Genomic DNA, 2,661 nt, shown 5'->3' with positions numbered 1-2,661 from the left:
GACGAGAAGGGCGTGCTGGCGCTGGATGCACGCATCCGCCTGGCGAAAGAGCCAGTGGCCGGCGCCGAGCGGTTCGCGATCCGGCCTTACCCCACCGAATGGGAGCAGACGCTGCAATGGGCCGGCCGCGACATCGTGTTGCGGCCCATCCGCCCGGAAGACGAAGCGCAGCACCTGCGCTTCATCCAGCGGCTGGACCCGGAAGACATCCGTATGCGCATCTTCCAGACCCGGCGCGAACTGCCGCGCAGCGAGCTGGCCCGCCTGACACAGATCGACTATGACCGCGAGATGGCCTTCATCGCGGTCGCGACTGATGACCAGGGGCAGCCGGAAACGCTCGGTGTGGCACGCACCGTGCGCGACCCGGACAACACCGAAGCCGAATTCGCCATCAGCGTGCGCAGCGACCTGAAGACCAAGGGGCTTGGGCGCCTGTTGATGGACCACCTGATCCGGCACGCGCAAGCAGCGGGCACGCCGCGCCTGGTGGGCTGGGTGCTGCGAGAAAACCGCGCGATGCTGGGCTTGGCGACCAGCCTGGGCTTCACCCGGGTCGACGAAGAGGGCAGGGAGCACGACGAGGTTCGCCTGACCAAGACGCTGAGCCCTCAGGCGAACGAATCCGCCTCACCCTGTTGAGCTGACGGATGCGGGTGGAAGTCCACGGCGCCGCTTCTCGCATGGCCACCACGCCATTTCGGATTACTTCGATCCAGACTCGACCAGCGCCGTTCGCACACGGTCCAGGAACTGTGGATCCGCCGTCCCACTCGTCGTCGTGCTGCGCGAAACGATCCGGCCCTCTGCGTCAAGCAGCACCAAGACACCGGTGTGGTTGAACTCGCCGTCGGCCAGCACCCGGTAGCGAACCCCTAGCAGGCTCGCGATGGCGCGCACGTCTGCCGGCTGCGGCTGCACCAAGGTCCAACGGGTGAGGTCCAGGTCGCGCTTGTCGGCAACGGCCTTCAGCGTGCGAGGGTCATCATGCTGCGGGTCGAGGCTGATCAGCAGCACGCCGAGTCGCAGCCGTTCGGCAGGCGTGAGCTTGCGATCGATGTCCAACACCGTGTCGATGATCGTCGGGCAGATGAACTTGCACGACGTGTAGAACATGACTGCCAATTGAGGGGTGCCTCGTTTCGAGGCCAACGTCAGGCGGCGCCCGGACTGGTCGGTGAGCGATGCGTCGAGCTGGTAGATCGAGTCTCGCGGCAACGGCGCGGGGGCGGCCAGTGCGCCAAACGCGGTGGCCAGAATCAGGGGCAGAGCCATCGAACGGTGCATGGCGAATCCTTTCAGCGCGCGCAGCGAAAGCCGAGATTGGCCGTAGCGTCGGCACCCTCCAGCGACGACAGCATCGCCACCCGCATCAGCACCGCGTAGTTGTCGCGGTCGTTGATCGACAAGGCGCCGGCGCCACAGAACTTCAGCCGATCAGGGTCGCCCTGGTCGCGGTTGTCGGCTGACACCAGCAGGGCCGAGAAGTCTTCGGTCCATTCCCAGACCAGGCCGTGCAGGTCGTACACGCCGTAGACGTTGGGTGGCTGCAAGCCGACAGAGGCCAGGGCGTGGGTCGACGGCTGCGCATACCACGCGAGGATGCGCTCGCGCCAGGCGGGGTCACTGCGCGCGTCGGTGCGCAGTTCATCCGCTGCAGCGGCGTACTCCCATTGCGACCAGGTCGGCAAGTGCGCGCCTTGCGCCTGGCAGTACGCGCTGGCAGCAAACCAGCTGACCCAGACCACCGGCTGCTGTGCCAAGGCCTGCGGCCCCAGTTGCAGCGGCCCAGCCCACAGTTGCAGGTAGCGCGACTCTGCGAAGACGCCAGCCACCGCATCGCGACGCCATTGCGGGTGCCTTCGCAYGAAGGCCAGGAAATCGGCGTTCGTGACCGGCAAGCTCATCAGCGCGAACGGCGTGACGCGCAGGCGGCTGCCGCTGTCCTCGTACTTCAGCGCCGAGGCGACTTCACCGCCCGGCAGGTTCACGTAGACGTCGTCAGCGGCCTGTGCGCCGGCGGTGCCGAGCGTCAACGACAGCAGCGTGACGAAGCAGCGCATCGCGCGTTGGCTCAATGGGCTGCGGCGACCGCGGCCACGGCCTTGCGCCGCTCGGCGACCTCGGCTTTCGTCACCCTGCCGCCCGGGTTGCCCCAACTGCTCAACACGTAGGTCAGGATGTTGGCGATCTCGTCGTCGGTGAGCTGATTCATCGGCGGCATCACCGAGTTGTAGTCCTGGCCATTGACCTTGACCGGGCCGTTCAAGCCTTGCAGCACCACGTCAACGGCCGCCTTCGGGTTGGCTGCCAGCCAGTCGGACTTGGCCAGCGGCGGGAACACCCCGGGCAAGCCGGCACCGTTGGCCTGGTGGCAGGTGGAACAGGTCCCGGCGAAGCGCGCCTGACCGGCCTTGATCTGTTCTTCGACAGTCAGTGCGCCAGCCTTCGCGGCTTCGGCGGCAACGGTCACGGCGGCTACGCTGGGCAGCGCGCGGTCTCCGATGTAGACCTCGTCGACCTCCTTGCCGCTGTAGATGGCCAGGTTCTCCGGCCCTTCGACCTTGAGGATCGCCAGCGCGCCTTTGTTGAAGGCGCGAAAGATGGAGTGGTCCACCAGGACGTAGCTGCCCGGCACCTCGACCTGGAAGTCCATCATTG

General features: G+C 66.7%; 4 protein-coding genes. 1 reads left to right on the top strand and 3 read right to left on the bottom strand.

Annotated elements, in window-relative coordinates:
* Positions 1–642, top strand: a 642-nt coding sequence (locus AC1DYI_RS32110; protein WP_477208165.1) for an N-acetyltransferase family protein, incomplete at its 5' end; no start/stop codon positions are given.
* A gap of 63 nt (positions 643–705) precedes the next feature.
* Here the strand turns inward: AC1DYI_RS32110 and AC1DYI_RS32105 are convergent.
* From AC1DYI_RS32105 to AC1DYI_RS32095, 3 genes are all read right to left on the bottom strand, one after another.
* Positions 706–1,287 carry an SCO family protein gene (locus AC1DYI_RS32105; RefSeq protein ID WP_477208164.1) on the bottom strand — a complete coding sequence of 194 codons (582 nt, stop codon included), beginning with the start codon at positions 1,285–1,287 and terminating at the stop codon, positions 706–708.
* Between the two features lie 11 nt (positions 1,288–1,298).
* Positions 1,299–2,063 carry a formylglycine-generating enzyme family protein gene (locus tag AC1DYI_RS32100; RefSeq protein ID WP_477208163.1) on the bottom strand — a complete coding sequence of 255 codons (765 nt, stop codon included), beginning with the start codon at positions 2,061–2,063 and terminating at the stop codon, positions 1,299–1,301.
* Positions 2,064–2,074: 11 nt separating this feature from the next.
* Positions 2,075–2,661, bottom strand: a 587-nt coding sequence (locus tag AC1DYI_RS32095) for a c-type cytochrome (RefSeq protein ID WP_477208162.1), incomplete at its 5' end; no start/stop codon positions are given.

It is taken from the genome of Ideonella sp. P3_A4 (genome assembly GCF_056403075.1).
This window is presented reverse-complemented; position numbering and strand designations above follow the sequence as displayed.

Excerpts from the sequence above, each read along its gene's own strand:
- AC1DYI_RS32105 (WP_477208164.1), bottom strand. The coding sequence starts at position 1,287 with ATGCACCGTTCGATGGCTCTGCCCCTGATTCTGGCCACCGCGTTTGGC.